Here is a 21,277-nt window from a genome sequence, read left to right on the forward strand (position 1 = left end):
TTAGTTAGAGCTATTATACGGGATTGTCCAATAAAAAACGACACTTACCCAGGGGTTAGTGTCGTCAGGTGGTTTAGCGATCGGCAACGGTGAACCGTTCTTGATGATGCTTAGGAGTTTCCAGTTCATCGAGGATGGTAACGGCCATGGTTCCAGTAGAGGTACCGGATTCTTTTTGATCATTGAACAGTAAGTTGTTGTGACCTAAGATAGCAGGAACGGCAGCTCCCGGGTGGAAGTTTGCCGCTGGAGAAATCCCTACCCAGTTGACGTTGTCGACGTCGTTTAAGAAATTCAATTCTTTCAATTGACTTTTGGGAATGGGAATGAAGTTGGCTGCTTGTGGATCTTTTTCGATGTCGTGGACAAACAGATGGTTGTCATCCCCGGTGTGTAGACTACCGGCTCCTAAGATGAAGAAGAGCCGGGGGGTTGTTGTGCCCCGCAGGAGGTGGACCAAGTGCGCAGCCAAATCCACATGAAGGTAGGCCGTGTCTGCGGCGGTGGCGAAGGCGTCAATGACAACGTCGACGGCTTGTAGGTCTGCTGCCGTGAGGCTGAAAGCATCCCTGACTGCGGTCGTTAATGCCGGACTGGTCGGCAGCTTCGCCAATTTTTCCGCTGAGCGTGCTAGAGCAGTAACTTCGTGTCCCCGGTTTAAGGCCTCGTTGACGAGTTCTGAACCGGCCATACCGGTGGCCCCAATAATCATAATCTTCATGAATAAATGTCCTCCTTCATTGTTTTAATTATTATAGCTGTTTTATTCTGGTGACCCAATTATTTTGGTTCGTACTCGCCGGCTGTGCTAGAGTAGGAACAATTAGTCAGGAGGGGTTACGATGAAAGATGTGGTTCAAGGACGATTGGTCCACTTAACAGAAATGCGCGATGGAGATGCCGAATGGCTACAGGACACCCAATGGGAAACGGGTCTTCTGCGTAATTTGTCAGCGGATGCCTTACACCCAGTGACGGCGGTCCAATACAGCGAACTGGCCGAGTATCCGGATAATAATGATCAGTTTTTCTTCATGGTTCGAGCCAACGCGGATGATGGCCTGTTAGGTTCGGTTATTTTGAATAATATTTTCTTCAAGAATCGGCGGGCATCGTTGGGAATTGCCTTACCGGTCGTCAGTGACCGTGGTCAAGGCTATGGGGTGGACACCCTCAACACCATCTTATCCTTTGCCTTCAATGAACTGGGCCTCCATAAGGTTAATCTGGAGGTCAACGCCAACAACCTGCCGGCGATTCACGCTTACGAGGCCGTGGGTTTTGTGCGAGAGGGGGTCAATCGTGAGGCGGTGTTCCAGGATCAACGATGGATCGACCTTTATCAATATGGCATCCTGGTCAGTGAGTGGACTGATGTTTCACGTGAAACACCAGTTGACCTGACCGACTAAATTGGCCAGGGGGATGCGGTGGTGACGTGGGCGTTCAGGTCGGCCTGCTCATGGCGGCGTTCCCGACGTTGCGTGGCACGTTTGGCATAGCCCGCACAGAGATACCGTTGTTCATCGGTCACGGGCTTCATGGCCGGTAGTGGGGCGCTGGCGGTGGGATCCTCGATGACATAGGTGATGAAACAAGTGAAGCCTACGAACCGGTCACCTGTGGTCAAGTTTTCACCAATTATTTTGACAAACACTTCGAGAGATCGAGTGCCGGTCCCACAGACGTAGGCTTCCAGGTCCATTGAGTCGTCGAGATGAAACGGCGCTAGGAAGCTGACGTGATCAAAGGAAGCGGTAACCACTGTCTTGTGGGTTAGGCGAACGGCGGCCACGGAGGCGCTATCATCCACTAAGGAAAGAATCTTACCACCAAAGACGGTAGCGTGCTCATTTAAATCGGCTTGAAAGACGCGATGGCTGGTGACAATCAGTGTCGCGTTGCAGGATACGGGTACGGAAGCTTGAGTCATAATATCACCTCATGAGTTTAGTAATAACTTCATTCTAACAGAGTCGGTCGTAAGCGACGACCGAGCCCATAGATTACAGCTTTATTAATTTTTACCAATAGTTAGATTGAATCTTGGTGGTTGTTGCGGCGCCTTTGCTATACTGAAACTAATTAAGGCAAGGAGGGGTGTTCGCATGATTTACCATGGTGAGCCGTTGGATTTACTAGCGACTTTAGATCCAATTCAGACGTATCCATTATTGGAATGTACGTTGAGCTTAACCCAACCGATTGATGTGGCTCGGCTTAAGGCTGCGGTAGCAACCACGCAGACGGTCGTTCCCCAAGTTTTAGGACGGTATAACCTTAAACGAAATCGGTTTGAGGTGGATCGGGACACCCTGGATCAAGTGATTAGTGAGTATTCTGAAAGTCACGATCCTGGCCGAGCGCAGTTCGATGTTGAGGTGGGACCACAACTAAAAATTCAAGTGATTCATTATGACACGTATGATCAAATTCGCTTAGTCATGAGTAGCCTGCTTACCGATGGCGAGGGGTTTAAACACTACCTGTATTTGCTGGCGGCGGCCTACTCTGGCGAAGACTTAACCAATTTTACCAACGAGCGAGGTACCCGGAAAATTTTGCAGCACCTCCGGCACCCCCATCGCCCGTTACCGACGATGAATGAGCGCACGGCAGAAAAGGTTCCCGCTCAGCGAGGAGACATTCATCATCACCGTGGTGAGGCGATTATTTCCCAGGTTATAAGTCGACGAATGCGGCAAAAAGCCCACTTTCAAGGAGTGACCATGAATGCGGTGCTTCTGTCGGCCTACGCCTTGTCGTTATCGGCTGTGACGGGGGAACGGCAACTGGTGATTCCCGTTCAGGTCGACCTGCGGCTACATGGGCCGGTCAGTGCGGCCAACGTGGTTCAGGTGGCTAATATGACTAGTGAGATGCCCTTAAAGATTGAGATTGGCGACGGAGATACCCTCCAGGAAGTGGTTCAGCGTACACAGGCCACCATCAGTGACCTCCGGGATCGCCTGGCATATTTGCCACCGTTGGTTGAGGTAAACCGAATGAGTCGGGCGTTGCCACCAATTATTGTGCGGCGGTTAGCGGGGAAGTTTAAACCCCAGGCGCCAATTTCCTTTGCCAATTTTGGGCACATCGATCACACCCGTTTAGATTTCGCCGGTATCGCCGTGACGCAAATTTACTTTGCGGGGGCTTATCGAACCATGCCACACTTCCAGCTAACCGTCAGTATCTATCACGATACCTGGACGTTAGCCTTTCGCATGATGGGGTCCGAACCCGATTACCAACTAGGGATTAAAATTTTAAAGAACGTCGTGGCACAACTCACGCAGTGGAGCCAACACGACTAATAAAGAAGACGCCGCTGAGATTAAATTCTCAGCGGCGTCTTTTGGTTGGCATTAGGATTCGTTGGTTAAGCGATGTTGGTATTTGACCAGTCCAAGAGCGCCTGCGCTACATAGAAAGAGCATGACACCCATGGCGGCATAGGACTTGCCAGACAGGCCGACTAGCGGTGATACCAGTCCACCGCAAGCATCCTGTGATAGGCCAATGACGGCGGAGGCGCTGCCGGCATTGTGGGTTGCTTGGTCCATGATGATGGTGACGGTAAGGGTCAGCAGCGCCCCAATTAGGATGACCAGAATCAGGATTAGCCCACTGACCAACCATACATTGGCCGGGAATAATAGGGAGACAATCATGATGGCACTGACAATGGCGGCCAAAGTTAACAAGCCGGTGACCTGTTGGCGATTGCTAAAGTATTTGATCAACCAGCCGGGAAGATTACTCCCGACCACGATGCCCAAGCCGTTGAAGGCATACAGGAGACTGAAAGTCTGAGGCGCCATACCAAAGCCCGTTTGAAAGACAAAGGTTGAGGCCGAAATGTAGGCGAACAAGGCGCCATAGACTAGCCCTGTGGCCAGAATTAATGGCCAGAAGCTGGGTTGGACCGTCAGTTTACCCATGGCCAGTAGCGACGCGCTGAAGCCGCCCGTTTGCCGCCGGTCGATTGGTAGGGATTCCGGTAGGCCGAGAGCCACGGCCAGGGCAATGAGAACCCCGATGATGGCCAGTAGAACGAAGATGGCTTGCCAGTCAACGTAGTGGATCATGAAGCCCCCGATAATGGGTGCAATGATGGGGAAGACGCCGTTAACAGTGTTGAGTAGGGCATAGAAATGGGTGAGACGTTGGCCGGAGAAGAGGTCTCTGGCGACCGCTCGAGCCATTACTTGGCCCGTTGCGCCGGCTAATCCTTGCACGAAACGGAGAATAATGAGCAGGGTAATCGAATGAATGAAGGCCATGGCCAGAGAAGCGAGGCCAAAGAGAATGAAACCAGCAATGAGGGGCTTCCGTCGGCCATATTGGTCGGATAGGGGACCCGCAATCAGTTGACCGAGGGCCAGGCCGATTAAACAACTCGTGATACTGAGTTGCATGAGGGAAGCGCTGGTGGCAAATTGGGTTTTCATTTCTGGTAAGGCCGGTAAGTAAAGGTCAATGGCTAAAGGTCCGGTGGCGCTGACCGTTCCTAGTAACAGTGTGAGCCAGATGAGTCGGCGCCGTGAAATGGCAGTATTCAACAACAGTCAGTCCTTTCAAATCGATGCCATCCTGAAGGATGACGGTCGATATTATATATTTTATATTCGTTAGAAACAGCACTGGACCGCTAATCTGCTTAGCAGAGTGCGGCCCAGGGAATGGTCTAGATAATTTAAGTATTCTTCTATTATTGCCGGAAAAAGCTGAATTTGCAAGCGCCGTTTTAACGTTGAGTTAGCAAATTTATGATGACTTCATTAAATTCGGTGAAAGCGTAGGGTTTTGCGAAGTTAAATGGTAAAATTACAGGTGACCCTATCAACGACTTGTTTTACTGCCAGGTGTCGGGGTGTATGATAGCAGTATCTAATTAATCTAATTGAAGAATGAGGAGTCACACGCCATGAAAGCATTAAAAGAAGTCATGAGTTGGATTATTCCGGTGGTCATTGGGTTAGCCATTGCTCTTGCCATCAAACAATTTGTTTTCACGCGGGTTCGGGTCGATGGACCTTCCATGGAGCCCAATCTGGATAACAATGAGAAGGTTTTTGCCTTCAAACAATCCAAGATTAAACATCTGAGTGTCATTGTCTTCGATGCCCACGGAGAAGACCCAGCGGCGAAGACCAACACGAACTACGTGAAGCGGGTCATTGGCCTGCCTGGTGATACGGTAACCAGTAAGAATGGTTACATCTACGTCAACAAGAAGAAGATTAACCAGAGATTCATCAGCAAGTCGGAACAAACTTCCGGAACGGGGAACTGGACCCTTGCTAGTCTGCAAAAGACGAACGGCTGGGGTAAGGGGACCACGGTGGTGCCAAAGGGGAAGTACTTTGTCCTCGGGGATCACCGAAGTGTGTCGAATGATAGTCGCTACTGGGGATTCGTCGATAAGGACAAGGTCCTCGGGGTTGTTAAGGTGCCATTCTGGGCATCCAACAAGACCAAGCGCGCGAATGTTAATAATCTGGCTTACTAAATAAAAACGTGGTCGCTAACGCAAGGTCGTTGGGATCACGTTTTTTTCTGCGGGGCGCCCCTTGCTATTTCCTATGAGGTGGCCTATACTTGCGCACGTAAATTTAGGAAGGAGATCGCTTATGGTCAATAGCAGCAACGATCCAGACATTTTAAAATGGTTATCAATTGCCAATCGTTATACGCGGATTGCGCTTGATCGGGATCTCCAGCCGTACCGACTGAATGCCAGTATGTATTACGACATTCTCAGAATTCATGAGCAACCGCGGCTCACGCAAGATAAATTGATCAAGCTAACTTATTTAAATCCTAGTAATGTTACGCGAGCGGTCAATCAACTGGTTAACCTGGGTTATGTTCGTAAGCGGCAGTCCAAGACGGATAAGCGAGTTTATGAATTGTCGCTGACGAAACGTGGTGAGGCTATTTATCCGGATATTGTGGCAATTCGGCAGCATGTGGCCGATCAGTTACTCACAGACATCCCGGCTGACCAGCACGACGAGTTGGTGACCCAAATTCGGCAGCTGGCGTTGCGCGCCGTTGCCAATGAAACGCCCGATCAGGCAGAATGATGAGGGGTTAATTGGATCGGCTTAAACGACCGACCGTCCAGCAATGCTGGGCTTTTTTTATCTATGATTATTAGTCCCGAAGTTATATAATCATGTTATCGGTGTTCAAGGTGTTTTATTGTTCCAATAAACAGTTTTGGAGGAGACGGAAATATGAATACTACACGGGTTAAGAAGATTCTGGGGATGGTCTTGTTAGTTATGGTCGCACTGTTTGCCGGCCTAGCTAACCCACAAACGGCAGCTGCTAAGTCGGTCAGCTATCATAAGACGACTAGTGTCCCAAAGGCCTTCCGGCGGAATTGGTATCACTACGACAAGCCAAACAAGTATGTTTGTCGAGATAAATTTTCCAAGAATCACATCACCTCACGGTCCAAGATCAACGGCCACGTTGGGTCATATACAGCCAAATTGGCGATCCGTAAGAACAGCTATGGTTTTTACAAGACCCAGGAGTATGGTTGGGATAATCAAATCTACCCAGACAACTGGATCATCGTCAAAAATTGGAAGGTTAATGGCAAGAAGCAAACCGTTTTGATGCATATTTTGTTTGAATATGCGCATATTTACACGAAGAAGCCCATCAAAAAAGAACTCTACGTGAAGGTTTATAATCATAAGTCAGTCTTTAAACATATTGGGAGTTACTATACCATGAATCAGTGGCTGGCTAAATTTTAATTAGAATGTTATCGCGGTGGTGACCCTTTAATGGGGACCATCGTTTTTGTTTGGCCACTATCCCATGAACGTTGGGAAGATTGCCTTCCACGAAGAGAAGCGCTAGAATTAGTGCAATGCTTATTATGAGATTATAATGAGAAGTTCAAGGACGAGAGGAGTTAGCTTATGCCAGACATTAAAAACGGGCACGTGCTGAACGCCACCGAGATGGCGGACCTACACGCTGACCTCCAAAACCAACCAGCCCATGACGTGATTAGTCGGGCGGTGATTAAGAACGGTGTCCTAGCCGCTTCGGAAGACCCCCAAGCGACGGTTCGGTTAAATCGTGCTTTTTCCGTGGAATTGGATACGGGGAAAGTGGCCAATCAGAAACATTCGGGACGGTGTTGGTTATTCTCAACACTGAATACCATTCGCCATCAATTTGCGGCCAAATATCACGTAAAGGATTTCGAACTATCCGAGAGTTATCTATTCTTCTGGGATAAGGTCGAACGGGCCAATATTTTCTATGACAATATTCTACGGACGGCCCAGCAACCCGTGACCGATCGGGAGGTTGCTTTTTATCTCAGTCGACCGGGTGAAGATGGTGGACAGTGGGCCATGGGTGCCGCATTGGTTCAAAAGTATGGCGTGGTTCCGGCCAGTGCAATGCCCGAATCATTTAATACGAATGATACGACCGGGTTTGCGGCAACCTTGGACCTGAAACTTAGAAAAGATGCCGTGACGTTACGGCGGCTAGTGGCTGCGGGGGCTAGTGATTCGGAAATTGTAGCCGTACGATCCCAGGCGTTGAAAGAAGTCTATCGAATGGCAGCCTATTCGTTTGGCGAGCCGCCAGCCACCTTTGACCTGGAGTACAAGGATGATAAACAGGTCTACCATCGGGATGCCGACCTGACGCCCAAGGCGTTCTTCGATAAATACTTTAATGTGGACCTAGACGATTACGTGGTGGTGACGAATTCACCCGACAAGCCGTTTAACCAGTTATACAGCTTGCCGAGCCAGGATAATATCGTTGGGGGCAAGCCCATTACCTTCCTTAATTTATCGATGGACGTTTTGAAGAAGACCGCTATCGATCAACTGCAAGGCGGAGAAACGGTCTGGTTTGGCAATGATGTGCTGCAACAGATGAGTCGCGACCGGGGCTTCTTGGATAGTCAGCTCTATCGTACGGCTGACTTATTTGGCGTCGATTTAAGCCTAACGAAGGCGGAACGGCTGGCCTATGGTGAAGCTGAGGTTTCCCATGCCATGACCCTGACCGGGGTCGATCTGGTTCACCGCGAGCCGGTGCGCTGGAAGGTTGAGAACAGTTGGGGTGAAAAGAACTGCGACAAGGGTTATTTCGTGATGACTGATGCTTGGATGGACGACTTCGTTTACGAAGTTGTGGTCCACAAGCGTTACCTGAGCACGGAACAACAGGCATTGTTGGCAATGACGCCGGACGAGTTACCGGCTTGGGATCCCTTACAATAAGATTGCACCAAAATACCAGTCCGTAGACTGGTATTTTTTTAGTTCTAAAGGGTAGAATGTGATTAATGAGTCTCAACTATATTGATGAGGTGAAGTGCGCATGCAAAACTTTTTATTCGATTTTGATAGTACCCTGGCCGATACACGCGACGTCGCCGTGATTGCGACCCAGCGGGCCTTCGAGTCGCAGGGATTATCGCTACCCGAACGAGATATTGTGGTGAGTTACATGGGGGTGCCCATTGAAGTATCGTTTGCTAAGATGGTGAAGGAGTCCTTGAGTCCAGCGGCATTAACGGATCTGTACACCGCCTTTCGGACGCAGTATCAGGCAGCCGAGAAATTGGGGATTAACCTGTTTGATGGTATGGCAGCGACCTTAACGAGTTTGAAGGATCGCGGTGCCCAGTTGTTTGTAGTCTCGAGTAAGCATTCCGTCCCCTTGCAGCGTAATTTGGCTCAAGTGGGCTTGGGTACCATGTTCCAGGCAATTAGTGGGTCGGACACGGTCGATCACTATAAGCCGGCTCCGGATGGTATCTTGGCGTTGGTTGATCGCTTTCACTTAGATCCTAAGGAAAGTGTTATGATCGGAGACGCCAAATACGACATACAGATGGGAAAGAACGCCGGGGTGGCAACGGTTGCGGCCATGTGGGGTGCAGCCGATCCGGATTCGGTTCGCGCCGAAGATCCCACTTATCTTCTGGCTAAACCTGCTGATTTATTAACGTTATAAAGTGAAAAGACGAGTCAGTGACCAAGGTCATTGACTCGTCTTTTTTGGTTAATTAGTAGCTTAAGGCGCGGTAAGCGTCGTGTTTGCGAAGGGTATGAAGTCGTTTGATGGTCATACTAGTCTTTTTCTTCGTCCAGGGGTCGTTGTAATAGGCCCGGGTTTTACTGTAGCCGGATAGGGTGATGGAATGGGTATCAAAGCCATCGAGGCCAGCCACCCAAATAACGACGGGATGTCCCTTGTTAATCTGCTTCTTCATCTGATTGAAGGAGGCCCCCGTCATGTTCTTGGCTGTTCCCAAGTGTCTTTTTACGGTGGACATCAGGCCTTTAGGCGCGACCCACCAGCCGGTCTTGTTGTAAGGGCTGCCGATGAAGCCCTTGTTGGGATTTGAACTGCGGGGCATCTCCTTGGCCAGGGACAACTTGGTGACCTTGACACCGGCATACTTTAGCATCATGGTTGTGGCCGTGATTTCGCAGCCGGTTGGGAGCTGTGGACGCTGACCAATGAGCGGGACGGCCAGAAAGCGGTAGGATTTAACGGTCCCGTTCCGGTGAATCCAACCCGTGGTTTTATGGTTGTAGGTAAATTTGAGCCAGGTTCCGTCGGCCATGGTTTCTTCCCGGGTGATGTGAACCTTTTTGTTTGCAAAATGACGACCACTGCTGATGGCCTTAGCGTTAGCGGCGGAAGAGTGGGCACCACCGGTTCGATAGACCAGATAATTATGGGAACGGTTGGCGCCAATCTTGGTGTAGTAGTTGACCTTCTTCAAGTGGTGTACTTGCCGGTAGACGGGTTGGGTAGTGGCCGCGTGGCTGATGGTTGGCTGCGCTATGCCGGCTAATCCTGCCAAGCTGAGGGCTAGGAGAAACCAATTAAGTCGTTTCATTTGAATACCACCTTAGTTGTCGGATTTTAATGATGACTAGTCGTTGGCCAAGCACCAGGGCTTGGAATCACTGACACCAGACTACTACGGCTAGTTCTCTTAAAGTGTACCTCCAAACCGTTTTGGGTCGCAATAGGTTTAGTGTAAGTTCTGGTAAACAAAAAACCGCCCAGATTAAGGGCGGTTACGCTGAACTGGTTAGGAACAGAGTGGTAAAAATTTTGATTGGTTAAAGAGAACTTGGTCTATGGGTATCCTAACCGGAAATTGTGAAGAAATTGTGAAGAATATTTTTAAAATACTAATGCAAATACATAGATATGGGTAATGATTCACTTGAATCCTGCTAGTTCAGGTGTTGGATTAATTATTACTAATGGCTATTAGTCGAATTTGGCGAATTTACGGGTTTTTAGTTGATAGTAATCGCTTGTTTTAAGTAAAAATGATGGTTTACATAAGAATCTAAAGAAACGTTTGCATGAAAAAAGCCGCTAATATTTTTAGCGGCCGCCGAAGCTAATGGTGAAAGTGCGGATGGGGCAAATGCAATGGACGGGGATGACCGGCGAAGTCATCTGGCTCGTCTGCTTGAAGGCGTAGTTGCTTCGTCCGTTCACGTTCAATTTGAAGTTGTTTTTTAAGCTGACGGTTTTTCCAGTAGCCGTGAATGAGGACGGCAGCCGGGATAACTTGCAGGGCGGCGGTGGCGGGAATTAGCCACGGATTTTCTTCGATGAGAGTGAGCAAACGCGCACGCTGTTCGGGAGAAATGGCCGCGGCGGGGTTGATGGGTAATCGGTGTCCTAACATGGTTCATCACGCTCCTTTTGCCTATGATAGCTCAAAAAGTAAACGCTGTCAGGTTGGACGACTATGCTAGTTAATGGCGATTTCGCCAGACACTGATGATGTGCAGGAGGCTAAAGACAACCCCGATTCCCAGAACGCCGGTTTCTAACATGATTACCAGTGGCAGGTGACGCATTTGCTGGTAAATCACGATACCACCAACCACTATGACGCCTAGTAATCCGGGAATAATTCTTTTCATCAGTGCTCACCTAACCTTTATTTATGTTCGTCGACGCAAAGAAAACGGTCGGGACCGAAGTCCCGACCGTCTTAAATGCTGTCGGTGTTACTTACCGACCTTAACCATAACTGCTTTCGTGACGTCATTATCGACGTCACGGGAGATATGGTAACCGGCAACTTTAAGATGCGTTGCTTTATTCTTACCCGTCAGCGTGTCCTTGACCGTAAACTTTTGGGTCATCGGAATGTCGGACAACTTACCTTTAAAATTGATGAGGGTATCATCACCCTTGGTCTTAAAGGTTGCCTTAAGCGTGCCTTCCTTGTTCAATGCCTTGGCCTTATTGGCAGCGGCATAGGACTTGTAAAGCTTATTGACATTATAGACGGTTACGTTACCTTGCTTATCAAAGCGGTAGGCTTCGAGGCCGGAGTTACTCTTGGCGTTCACTGAACCGGTGACGTACCAAAGTTGTTTTGAACGGGTTAACGTTGACTTAACGTCAGCCTTCTTAGTGGTTTTGTTCTTAAAACTAGCTTGTTGGTTACTCCCCGATTTGCTACTGTTGCTATTACTGCAACCGGCCAGGCCCACGGCCATAACGGCTACTAAGCTTAGAGCAGCGGCAAAAATCCGCGATTTCTTCATATCTCAATCACCTCATCAAAAATCATAACAGTTTTATGGTGTGGGTACAAATGTCCCACGCTTAACTAGTGCCAGTATAGCATGATCACCTAGGCCAAACGATAAGGGGTCAGTTAAAAAAGCGTTAAGTTACCGTTTCTGAGTGAGGACCAATAAAATTTGTAAAAGTTAGCATTCACTAAAGACGAACACATGTTTTTCTGCTAGAATATGACAGAGAGATTTGAAAGGTGAGGGAGGAAGATTTAGATGAGTAAACGTCGTCGAGGACGCCGTCGCCGTAAGACATCATGGGTAGCGGCACTACTCGTAATTGCTATCGGATTGATTGGTGGCGGGATGAGTCAGCAGGGGTCATCCACGACTAGTAGGGTGACGCAACAGGCTTCGAGCGCTGTCAGTCGGGTGACGAGTGGCTCGTCACAAACGGCTGAGGCACCCAAACAATCGATTACCGGGCAAGCACTGGCAAAACAGGCCTACCAGGGCACGCAAATTGTCGCGGTGAACCATAACCGGCCAACCTTTAGTCAGCAGGCACTGTCCCTCAAGCGGGGAGCCTGGGCCACATATGGTTCACTCGATCGTTTAAATCGAGTTACCACGGCTAATGCCATGCTGAGTAAGTCAACGATGCCAACGGCTAAGCGAGAACCGCTATACGTCAATCCAACGGGATGGAAGAATAAACCGTATACGGTCAATGGCAAACGGGGATATTTATATAATCGCAGCCACTTGATTGGCTATCAGTTGACGGGTCAGAATAATAATTTAAAGAATTTGATGACGGGGACGCGGTCACTCAATGATCCAGGGATGACGGCCTACGAAAATCCCGTTGCGAGTTACCTGAGGAGCCATCCAAGTAACCATGTGCGTTACCAGGTTGAACCGGTCTTCCGCGGTCAGGAACTGGTAGCTCGGGGAGTTCATATGCAAGCTAAATCTGTTGAATCCAGCGGGATTTCCTACAACGTTTACATTTTCAATATTCAGGCCGGCGTCAAGATTGATTACAGTACGGGGACGAGCCAGTTGGGTAATCCGGCGGCGTCTTTTTAATGAGCCAACTTGGGTGTAAATAAAAAATGGGCTGTGACGACTGTCACGGTCCATTTTGTTCGTTAATGACGATTCATGTAGCGATAGATAGCATAGAGGACAATTCCGGCCAGCAGAATCAGACCGATGCTGGGGTTGTCGCGAAAGACCCAGCGGACAATCCGAAAGGACCCGGTTCCGTGAAGTCCGCCCAGCAAAGAATACGTGATGGTTGTCATGGGACACCTCCTGGAAAATTAGAGTTATTATGACTAAAAATTAAAAAAAAGTAAAGACATTTGGATGATTTGGCGTATTATGAGGAGACAGAGAATAGAGGAGGGTTTTCCCGTGGACGTGAATTACACATTAATCTTAGAAATTATTGTGATCGTCAACGCTGCGTTGGCCTTCGTGACGGTTTTCCGGGAGAAACGGGATATTGCTGCGACGTGGGCATGGATGTTGGTGCTGGTACTGGTGCCAGTGGTTGGGTTCATTGCCTATGCCTTCATTGGCCGGAAACTACCTAAGGGCCGAATGTTTCGGTTACAGCATCAAGTAGCGGTTCAGTTAGACGAACGGTTACAACAGCAGCGCGATCAGATTGGTAATCAAATTATGCCGGCCGATCAAATTAGCCACTCCGTGATTAATATGGTCAATATGTTTATGGAAACGGATCAGGCCTTTCTGGCCCGCAAAAACCGGGTCCGAGTGATTACGGACGGGCATAAGTTGTTTCACTTAATGATGGAAGATATTGAGGGGGCTCACTCGAGTATTCATATCGAGTTTTATACCTTCTATAATGACAAGATTGGCAATGATATTTTAGATCTGCTGGTAAAGAAGGCCCGCTCAGGCGTTGAGGTCCGAGTAATCTACGATCCCTGGGGATCTTTGGGAACCTGGAAGTCCTTCTTCAAACCATTGATTGATGTTGGCGGCCACGTGGAGCCCTTCCTGGGGACCCAGTCGGCGATCATCGACTTCCGACTAAACTTCCGTGATCACCGTAAGATCGTCACGATTGATGGTGAGATTGGCTATGTTGGTGGCTTTAACATCGGGGATCAGTATCTCGGACGCAAGGAAAAGTTTGGTTACTGGCGGGATACGCATCTACGGATCGTGGGTTCCGGGGTCTTTGCCTTGCAAGCCCGCTTCATGTTGGATTGGAATGCAACTGACCGTGATCATCCGTTTAAGGATGACCGGATTGAAGCACAATACTTCCCATTGACGAAGGTTAAGGGGGAGACCAGTCTGCAGATTGTTTCCAGCGGACCGGACTCCGACCTACAGCAGATTAAAATGGGGTACATGCGGTTGATTCAGACGGCCGAGAAAAGATTATGGATTCAGACCCCGTACTTGATTCCGGATGATAGTGTCTTGGACTCCTTGCGGATTGCGGCTATGGCGGGTATTGATGTACGAATCATGATCCCAGATAAGCCCGATCATGCCTTCGTTTATCGGGCGACCCAATATTACGCGCGGCAGCTGGCCGCCGATGGTGTTAAAATTTACTATTATCATAATGGATTCATTCATGCTAAGACGATGGTGGTGGATGGCCGAATTGCTTCCGTAGGCTCGGCTAACATGGACTATCGGAGTTTTAAATTAAACTTTGAAATTAATGCTTTTATCTATGATGCGGCAGTTGCCACGCAACTCGAAGAGATTTACGAGGCCGATATGCGGCAGAGTGAATTGATTACATCGGAAAAATTTGATCAACAGTCGGCCTATCTAAAGTTTAAACAGACCGCTTCGCGATTGCTTTCGCCAATTTTGTAAAACCTGACTTGGTTTCCGCCGGGGGATGGCGTATCATTGGTCTTGCTGGGTAACCGGCAGTTTAGAAAGTATGTGAGAAGGGCGTCGCAACCAACCGCGGCGCCCTTTTTGTGGATCCTGAGCCGGAATGCTTGGCGAGGAGCGATCGTGGGAAAGCTTATAATCCGGTATTGTCTTCCCGGAAGGATTGACACCAACCGCTTGCCTTGTGTAGATTAAAGTAAGTTGACCCATGCCGGGTCGTTGCGGATTAAATTAATTGGAGGCATCATCATGAAAATCGCAAACCGTCGTTGGCCTTTGTGGGTGTTGTATACCCTGGGGTTTGCGGTGATCGCGTCACTGAGCTTTGGCGTCTTCGGATTAGCACATCGGACGTTAATTTGGAATATGGATGGTGTAACGCAACATTATCCCCTAATCCTTGAACTACACCGCTTGCTCACTAAGTCCGGCCTCGGAGGGGTGGCCGGATGGTCTTGGACCTTTGGCCTGGGAGCCGACAAGCTGACCACACTAGCCTATTATGTCTTAGGAGACCCGTTTGCCTATCTATTGGCACTCTTGCCAACCCATTGGTTAGAAGCGGGCTATGGCTGGTTTATTATCCTTAGACTGTATGCTACCGGACTGGCGTTTTTAGCCTTGGCACGGCACTATCAGTTTCGGCCAAGTAGTCGTTTGATGGGAGCCCTGACGTATGCCTTCACGGGCTACTCATTGATGATCGGCGTACACCATCCTTTCTTCCTCTTGCCGATGATCTGGACGCCCTTACTCTTCGTGGGCATCGATCGTATCTTACGTGGCCAGGGTTGGGGATTCCTGGGGGTTATGACAGGACTCACTATTCTCAGTAATTTTTATTTTGCATACATATTAGGGCTGGGTAGCCTCATCTACGCAGTCATTCACTTCTACTATTTAAAAGACGCTGGCACCTTGGCCATTAAGTGGCCGCGAGCGGTGGGCCGTTTCTTGATGGCTGCCGGCGTTGGCCTGCTCATTTCGGGTGTGTTGCTTTTGCCCTCGTTATTGGCGATGCTGCAATCTACCCGCACGATGTCGGTCTTTGCTAACGGTCTGCTGACGTACCCTAGCGGCTATTACCTCCAGTTGAGTAATATTGTTTTGACGACCGGAAATACCGTTAACTACTGGGCGGTGCTGGGGATTAGTGGCCTAACCTTTTTCGGTTGTGTGTACGTGTTGGTTCATTGGCGCGAGCACAAGTGGTTGGCCCTGACACTGGTAGCCATTGTGGTGGGATTGTTGATACCGGCAGTGGCGGCAGTCTTTAATATTTTCTCAACCCCATCGAACCGCTGGATCTTGATGGCGGCGGTACCATTTGGACTAGCAATCATGACGATTGCCGATCATTTGACCACGCTGACCCGACATGATCGCTGGTGGTTAGGTGGTAGTGCGGCTGGATTACTAGGATTGGTGTATCTAGGGAACGGGTTGGTCTTTAGTAATCCCGGGCGTAATCTAATTACCTATGGGCTCTTGCTAGCGCTGACCGTGGTTATGATGGGTATTAGTCAGCAACCGGCCCGATGGACAGTTGGGTTGGTTTGGACATTGGTGGGCTTAAACCTGATCAACAATGCCTGGGGATACTACGATCCGAATGCCGGGGTTCAAGCGACACAACAGTTGCGGCAGGGCGATGCCACCCAATACATTCAAGACTATTTTGATGGCGCCCAAACGGTCGCTCAGCGGTCACAAAACTTCACACGGGTTAATGCGACCCGGAACTTTAATTTGTTGCGGACAGTTGGTAATAATATGACAATGACGCATGACCTCCACGGAGTAATGTCATATTTTTCCGTTCAAAATGGCTACATCGGTCAGTTCAGTCAGGACTTACAGAACTCGGAGTATTCCATGAATGCGCCCATGGGCCAGGCCGACAGCCGAACGACATTGAACCAGCTCTTAGGTGTTAAGTATTTGTTTGCTCGAGAGGACCAGGTTGCCAAGCATAATGCTTTACCGTACAGCTATCATGCCCAGAAGAAGATCTATCCAGAGAAGCCGGTCTATGGCTTGTCAAATGGGTCGGGGACTCAGGTCCTAACAACTAATTTGAACTTTCCGCTGGTCTACACACAACCAACCACCATGGTGCAATCGACATGGGACGGGCTATCGAGTCTGGATCGCGAACGGAGCCTGAGCCAAGCGGCGGTGGTCCGTCACGGCCACCAAGGAACACAAACAGCCAAGTATCGATCGCCAAAGCGAAACCTTGCTTACACCGTTGAGGCGGAGACGGCACCGGTTATCGATAGCACGAATAAGGTTATCCAATATCGCCTGCAACAGGCCCATAATGCGGCTAAGGCCAGCTTGGGTGAAAAGCAGCTGACTGACTTCGGACGAACTCTGAAGTTGCCCGAGTTAGCCCCCGATCAAGATGGATTGATCAGTGACAAGGAAGTTAAACAGTATGGCCCGATGGTTAACCTCGGTCAAAATAAGACCGCCTTGAAACAAGTTCTGCTGGCAAATCAGCAGATTTTACAAAAGACGACACAGGCTAATCAAAACGGGCTGCGTCAGGTGACGAGCGATGCCCAAGGCAAGCCGATTACGTATACCCTGACTTTAAAGCAACCTAGGCGGGCCCAAGGGACGGAGTTGTATCTAGCCTTAGACGGGATTACCGCGGATCATTTGACCACGGCGGGACAACTTACGGCCCAGAACAATACCAGTACTTTGGGCGCCACGCCACGCTCGGATTTAACGAAGTTGAATGCTTGGCGGGATGCGATAAACCATCCGGACTTAGGTGACTACTGGATCAATGTTAAAACGCGTAATCAAACAAAGCTATTTTCACAGTTTGGGACCGATAATCTGTCGGACTATGAACCTAAGCATCGAGTTCTGATGAATCTAGGGTACTCTAACCAACGCCGTCAGACGATCGATATTTCCTTCAATGCCACCAAACAAATTAACTTCAAATCAGCGAAGTTGATCGCCGTGCCATTTGGGAAAAGCTACGATCGGCAGGTTCATCAGGTTCAAAGGCGTGGACTGCAACGGGCCCACGTTCGAAATAATGAGGTGTCAGGTCAGTTAAGGACCGACCGTTCCAGCATCTTAACGACTTCGATTCCCTATTCTGCTGGCTGGAAGTTGATGATTGATGGTCGACGCGTGAAGACCGAAGTGGTTAATGACGGCTTTATTGGGGCTCGAATCAGTTCCGGAACGCATCGAATTCGATTAATCTATACCACGCCAGGATTGAAAGGCGGGATACTTCTTACATTGGTGGGAAGCCTGATCGTGATTGGTGAGATGGTTTGGCGTCGACGACGTGGGTAACGGTAGCTCCGTACAAATCTGCTTAGAATTTTTCTGTTGAAGAATTCTAAGCAGATTTTTTATTGGTTGGAGAGAGTGAGGCGTATTTCAGACGTATAACCCGGGAAATCTTATAGCAGTTGCCGGAAAATCAAAAAAGCTGCGGCCTCAGCCACAGCTTTTTTGATTATTTAGTTAGCGTTTAAAATCCAGAGGAAGATTACGAAGACCACTGCCAGACTATACATCATCGGCCCAACTTCCTTACCACGCTTAGCAGCCAGCATGGTTAGAGGGTAGGTGATGAACCCTAGCGCAATTCCATCGGAGATGCTGTAAGTCAGGGGCATCCCTAAGACAATCAGGAAGGCCGGAGCGGCGACTTCAAATTTTTCCCAGTGAATATTCTTTAGTGATTGGGCCATTAAGACTCCGACAATAATCAGGGCTGGCGCGGTGACCTGATTCGTCACAACGGCTAACAGTGGTGAGAAGAAGGCGCCAAAGACAAAGAGGATTGCGGTAACGATGGCGGTAAAACCAGACCGACCACCAACGGCAATTCCGGCAGAGGACTCGACGAAAGCGCCCATAGGGGAAGTTCCAAGTAGGGAACCGACGACCATCGTACTGGAGTCTGCCATTAAGGCTTTTCCAATCCGAGGTAACTTGTTGTCCTTAACTAAACCAGCTTGTTCGGCCAAACCAACCAGGGTTCCAGTCGTATCGAAGAAGGTGACCAATAGGAACGTTAATACGACGACAATGAGTTGTACGGAATTAATGTCGGTCATGTGGGTAAAGCCAACCATGAAGGTTGAGCCGATGCTTGGCACAGCGGACACGATGTGCTTTGGCATGGCAATGAGCCCGGTGGCTAAACCAAGAATTGAGTTGGCAACCATTCCAATAAAGATGGCACCGGGAATCTTAGCACTCATCAGGATTAACGTCACTAACAAACCGAAGATGGTTAGCCAGGTGCTGCCTACGTGTAGCGATCCTAAGGTCACAACCGTTGATTTGTCAGCAACGACGAGCCCGCCTTGACTTAAACCGATGAAAGCAATGAAGAGACCAATTCCGGCACTGATGGCCATTTTGAGATCACGGGGAATGGCGTCGACCACCTTTTCTCGTAGCTTGAATGCGGTTAAAACCATGAAGAGTAATGAGGCGACGAAGACACCAGCCAGTGCCGTTTGCCAAGGAACTTTCATGCCGATAACCACTGAGTAGGCGAAGAAGGCATTAATTCCTAGGCTAGCCGAAATGGCAATGGGGTAGTTGGCGAGGATTCCCATTAGGGCACACCCGAAGGCTGAAGCAAAAGCGGTGGCGGTGAAGACGGCCCCCTGGCTGATTCCGGATGCTCCTAAGACTTGAGGATTCACGAAGAGAATGTAGGCCATTGAGACGAAGGTGGTCAGACCCGCTAAAGTCTCTTTACGAAAGTTGGTGCCTAATTCATCAAATTTAAAATAATTAGCAATACGCTGCATTGTTGACGCTCCCTTAACCATCTATTTAAGTAAAACCCGAACATTGTGTAGTATCGTTCGGGTTTATCTGCTAAATCAATCCTTAAACAGCTTATCATTCTTTGAAAATGAATGCAATCACGAAATACAAATATATTAATAAAAATAAAGTTCGTTATTTAGCAAAGAGTAAAAAACCGTCACTGTTTAATCAGTGACGGTCAATCAGTATTAAAGGTTTAATCTGGATCGGCTAATGACTTCCCGCTGGCCTTAGTCTTAAAGCCCGCAAAGGCCTGATCAATAGTGGCGTATTCTACCGGGGTTAGCGTTAGATCAAGAGCTTGAGCGTTGGCAACAACTTGATCGGCACGCTTGGCGCCAGGAATCACCACACTGACTAGAGGATCGGCCATGTACCAAGCTAGAATTGCTTGGGTAACGGTAGCCTGGTGGGCGGCGGCGATTGGGCGCACCCGATCGATTGCCGCTAGCGCTTGGCTGTAACGGGGTTCTTGAAAGTCGGTAATTTGACTACGAATGTCGTCGGCAGGAAAGCTAACGGTTTGATCGTATTTGCCGGTTAAGAGGCCAGAAGCTAAGGGAAAGTATGGGACAAAGCTAATGTGATTATCATGAAGGTAGGGCATGAGGTCGGTCTCATGGTCGCGATGCAGAAGGCTGAATTCGTCTTCCACAACGTCAACATAACCGTCGGCATTGGCTTCTTTGACCTGTTCAACGCTAAAATTTGATAGGCCAATCGCTCGAATTTTCCCTTGTTCCTTTAGTCGTTGTAGGGCACCTACGGCCTCGGCCTTTGGTGTTTGCTTATCGGGGAAATGAATGTAATAAATATCAAGATAATCGGTGTTGAGTCGCTGGAGACTAGCATCAACTTGTTGTGTTAGGAAGGCGGGATCGTTGTTGATGACCTGTTCTCCAGAAGAGAAGTCTTGAGCGCCTTTGGTGGCCAGGGAGAAGCTGTGGCGATCAAAGGCCTTCATGGCCTGGCCAACGAGCTCTTCAGAGTGGCCTAGGCCGTAGACAAATGCGGTGTCGAGTAACCGGATCCCATGCTCTAGACCGGCGGTAACTAAGTTCAAACCATCCTCGTCTTTGAGATTAGGGAAGAGATTGTATCCACCGACGGCGTTGGTTCCTAAGCCGAGTGGTGTGGCTTCGACGGCGCTCTTACCAATGGTGATGTTATTTTGAGTCATAATTTTACCTCCTAGATGGTGATCGCTGGAAAATGAAACTCAGGTTTATTATAACGGATTGAAGTTGAAATAAAACGAATCGTAGTCGGCAGTCGGTGAGAGTTCTGGTACACTGGAGATAACAGCAAGGGAGCGAAATTTAATGAAAGTCTATCTAGTAATTGGTGCGGCTGACATAGGCCAGTCCGTCGCGCGACAGTTGAGCAGGACGGCCGATGCTCAGGTCCGAGTGCTGCATGATCCGCGGCAAAAATTACCGGCAGATCTAGCCGAACAAGTGACAGAAATTACGGGTGATTTGACGAAGGAAGCAGCTTATAACAAAGGCTTGCAAGATAATCCGGTCGTCGTCTCGACGTTGGTTGGGATGGATGTGGATCTGGTCTTCGAGGCGTTGTTTGATGCTCAATATCATCAGCGCCTGACGTTGCAACGTTTTGTCATGTTAAGTACGGCCGGTGTGGATCAGGAGGTCAGTGGTCAACTGGACTATCCGGACATCTCTGACGTTAAGGAATATTTGAATCAACAACGGTATGCAGCCAAGCTAGTGGACGAAGCAGAATTCCCGTATACGATTCTGCGGCCAGTGACCTTAAACGATGATGCCGTGGGTCAGGCAAAAATTATTCGGGAAGGTGAAACGGTACCGGCTGGTTTTGTTTCACGTGAAACAGTGGCCCAGATTGCGGTTAAGATTGCCCAGACGGGAGGCTACGATTATCAATCGCTAGCGATTTGTTAACCAATTGTGCAAGATATTTTAAATACTCACAAAAAAGGCTCA

The 21,277-nt window shown here is 48.9% G+C and carries 21 protein-coding genes; 11 read left to right on the forward strand and 10 right to left on the reverse strand.

What is annotated here, in order from left to right; all coding sequences use genetic code 11:
• Window positions 1-73 precede the first annotated feature (73 nt).
• On the reverse strand, window positions 74-721 hold the full coding sequence (locus LSE01S_RS03120; protein ID WP_061776166.1) for an NAD(P)-dependent oxidoreductase: 648 nt from the start codon (window positions 719-721) through the stop codon (window positions 74-76).
• Window positions 722-842: 121 nt separating this feature from the next.
• Between LSE01S_RS03120 and LSE01S_RS03125 the strand changes: the two genes are divergently transcribed.
• A complete protein-coding gene (locus LSE01S_RS03125) occupies window positions 843-1,412 on the forward strand; it encodes a GNAT family N-acetyltransferase (protein ID WP_061776167.1) in 570 nt (189 codons plus the stop codon).
• Here LSE01S_RS03125 and LSE01S_RS03130 read toward each other — a convergent pair.
• Window positions 1,409-1,933 carry an acyl-CoA thioesterase gene (locus tag LSE01S_RS03130; RefSeq protein WP_061776168.1) on the reverse strand — a complete coding sequence of 175 codons (525 nt, stop codon included), beginning with the start codon at window positions 1,931-1,933 and terminating at the stop codon, window positions 1,409-1,411. The genes LSE01S_RS03125 and LSE01S_RS03130 overlap by 4 nt on opposite strands.
• A gap of 175 nt (window positions 1,934-2,108) precedes the next feature.
• On the opposite strand from LSE01S_RS03130, the gene LSE01S_RS03135 reads away from it, so the two are divergent.
• Window positions 2,109-3,317 carry a condensation domain-containing protein gene (locus LSE01S_RS03135; protein ID WP_061776169.1) on the forward strand — a complete coding sequence of 403 codons (1,209 nt, stop codon included), beginning with the start codon at window positions 2,109-2,111 and terminating at the stop codon, window positions 3,315-3,317.
• Window positions 3,318-3,368: 51 nt separating this feature from the next.
• On the opposite strand, the gene LSE01S_RS03140 is transcribed toward LSE01S_RS03135, so the two are convergent.
• The gene (locus LSE01S_RS03140) at window positions 3,369-4,565 is read right to left on the reverse strand and encodes a multidrug effflux MFS transporter (protein ID WP_061776170.1); all 1,197 of its coding nucleotides are present in this window, start codon (window positions 4,563-4,565) and stop codon (window positions 3,369-3,371) included.
• 365 nt (window positions 4,566-4,930) lie between these two features.
• Here LSE01S_RS03140 and lepB point away from each other — a divergent pair, with 365 nt between their 5' ends.
• From lepB to LSE01S_RS03165, 5 genes are all read left to right on the forward strand, one after another.
• A complete protein-coding gene (gene lepB / locus LSE01S_RS03145) occupies window positions 4,931-5,515 on the forward strand; it encodes a signal peptidase I (RefSeq protein ID WP_061776171.1) in 585 nt (194 codons plus the stop codon).
• A gap of 121 nt (window positions 5,516-5,636) precedes the next feature.
• Entirely contained in the window at window positions 5,637-6,092 is a 456-nt protein-coding gene (locus LSE01S_RS03150) for a MarR family winged helix-turn-helix transcriptional regulator (protein WP_061776172.1), read from the forward strand.
• Between the two features lie 153 nt (window positions 6,093-6,245).
• Complete coding sequence (locus LSE01S_RS03155) at window positions 6,246-6,779, forward strand: hypothetical protein (RefSeq protein WP_061776173.1); 534 nt, start codon at window positions 6,246-6,248, stop codon at window positions 6,777-6,779.
• Between the two features lie 168 nt (window positions 6,780-6,947).
• Entirely contained in the window at window positions 6,948-8,279 is a 1,332-nt protein-coding gene (locus LSE01S_RS03160) for a C1 family peptidase (RefSeq protein WP_061776174.1), read from the forward strand.
• Window positions 8,280-8,379: 100 nt separating this feature from the next.
• Window positions 8,380-9,018, forward strand: coding sequence for an HAD family hydrolase (locus LSE01S_RS03165; protein WP_061776175.1), 639 nt, complete (start codon window positions 8,380-8,382; stop codon window positions 9,016-9,018).
• A gap of 52 nt (window positions 9,019-9,070) precedes the next feature.
• Here LSE01S_RS03165 and LSE01S_RS03170 read toward each other — a convergent pair whose 3' ends face one another.
• The 4 genes from LSE01S_RS03170 to LSE01S_RS03180 form a co-directional block, all read right to left on the reverse strand.
• Entirely contained in the window at window positions 9,071-9,913 is an 843-nt protein-coding gene (locus LSE01S_RS03170) for a C39 family peptidase (RefSeq protein ID WP_061776176.1), read from the reverse strand.
• 519 nt (window positions 9,914-10,432) lie between these two features.
• On the reverse strand, window positions 10,433-10,726 hold the full coding sequence (locus LSE01S_RS03175; protein WP_061776177.1) for a hypothetical protein: 294 nt from the start codon (window positions 10,724-10,726) through the stop codon (window positions 10,433-10,435).
• 70 nt (window positions 10,727-10,796) lie between these two features.
• Complete coding sequence (locus tag LSE01S_RS10910) at window positions 10,797-10,967, reverse strand: hypothetical protein (RefSeq protein WP_156470457.1); 171 nt, start codon at window positions 10,965-10,967, stop codon at window positions 10,797-10,799.
• 87 nt (window positions 10,968-11,054) lie between these two features.
• Window positions 11,055-11,600 carry a hypothetical protein gene (locus tag LSE01S_RS03180; protein WP_061776178.1) on the reverse strand — a complete coding sequence of 182 codons (546 nt, stop codon included), beginning with the start codon at window positions 11,598-11,600 and terminating at the stop codon, window positions 11,055-11,057.
• Between the two features lie 249 nt (window positions 11,601-11,849).
• Between LSE01S_RS03180 and LSE01S_RS03185 the strand changes: the two genes are divergently transcribed.
• Entirely contained in the window at window positions 11,850-12,665 is an 816-nt protein-coding gene (locus tag LSE01S_RS03185) for a DNA/RNA non-specific endonuclease (RefSeq protein WP_061776179.1), read from the forward strand.
• A 62-nt stretch (window positions 12,666-12,727) separates the two neighbouring features.
• Here the strand turns inward: LSE01S_RS03185 and LSE01S_RS11050 are convergent, their stop codons facing one another.
• Window positions 12,728-12,883 (reverse strand): hypothetical protein, encoded by a 156-nt coding sequence (locus tag LSE01S_RS11050; protein WP_169790364.1) that lies wholly within the window; start codon window positions 12,881-12,883, stop codon window positions 12,728-12,730.
• A 112-nt stretch (window positions 12,884-12,995) separates the two neighbouring features.
• Between LSE01S_RS11050 and cls the strand changes: the two genes are divergently transcribed.
• Complete coding sequence (cls, locus tag LSE01S_RS03190) at window positions 12,996-14,453, forward strand: cardiolipin synthase (protein ID WP_061776180.1); 1,458 nt, start codon at window positions 12,996-12,998, stop codon at window positions 14,451-14,453.
• Between the two features lie 273 nt (window positions 14,454-14,726).
• Window positions 14,727-17,807 (forward strand): YfhO family protein, encoded by a 3,081-nt coding sequence (locus LSE01S_RS03195; protein WP_061776181.1) that lies wholly within the window; start codon window positions 14,727-14,729, stop codon window positions 17,805-17,807.
• Window positions 17,808-17,977: 170 nt separating this feature from the next.
• On the opposite strand, the gene LSE01S_RS03200 is transcribed toward LSE01S_RS03195, so the two are convergent.
• Window positions 17,978-19,288, reverse strand: coding sequence for an NCS2 family permease (locus tag LSE01S_RS03200; RefSeq protein WP_061776182.1), 1,311 nt, complete (start codon window positions 19,286-19,288; stop codon window positions 17,978-17,980).
• A 218-nt stretch (window positions 19,289-19,506) separates the two neighbouring features.
• On the reverse strand, window positions 19,507-20,490 hold the full coding sequence (locus LSE01S_RS03205) for an aldo/keto reductase (RefSeq protein ID WP_061776183.1): 984 nt from the start codon (window positions 20,488-20,490) through the stop codon (window positions 19,507-19,509).
• 142 nt (window positions 20,491-20,632) lie between these two features.
• Here LSE01S_RS03205 and LSE01S_RS03210 point away from each other — a divergent pair, with 142 nt between their 5' ends.
• Window positions 20,633-21,235, forward strand: a complete 603-nt coding sequence (locus tag LSE01S_RS03210; RefSeq protein ID WP_061776184.1) for an SDR family oxidoreductase — start codon at window positions 20,633-20,635, stop codon at window positions 21,233-21,235.
• Window positions 21,236-21,277: the final 42 nt, after the last annotated feature.

This window comes from Levilactobacillus senmaizukei DSM 21775 = NBRC 103853, from assembly GCF_001592085.1.
Taxonomy (GTDB): domain Bacteria; phylum Bacillota; class Bacilli; order Lactobacillales; family Lactobacillaceae; genus Levilactobacillus; species Levilactobacillus senmaizukei.